This window comes from Desulfovibrio desulfuricans (assembly GCF_024460775.1).
Taxonomy (GTDB): Bacteria; Desulfobacterota; Desulfovibrionia; order Desulfovibrionales; family Desulfovibrionaceae; genus Desulfovibrio; species Desulfovibrio desulfuricans_E.
On sequence record NZ_JANFYZ010000128.1, the window covers coordinates 1 to 217 of the forward strand.

General features: G+C 65.0%; 1 pseudogene. It reads right to left on the reverse strand.

Going from position 1 to position 217, the window contains the following annotated elements:
- Positions 1 to 31: 31 nt before the first annotated feature.
- Positions 32 to 217, reverse strand: a pseudogene (locus NE637_RS15650) (hypothetical protein); the annotation flags it as partial.

Sequence of the window (217 nt, forward strand, 5' to 3'; positions counted from 1 at the left end):
CCAGAGGCGTTTCCGCGGGTTCGTAGTGTTAGGGGAAGGGACCGTCGGCGGGGCCGGGGCCGAAGAACTGGGAGTGACCGTCCATCACCATGATGAAGGGCAGCTTGCCGCCCTCAATGGCCATGGGCGGCCAGGGGCCGTCGGGCACGACGCCCACCCACATGGCGCCCTCCCATTCAATAACAGCCATCATGGGATTGAACGGCTTGCCGTTCAC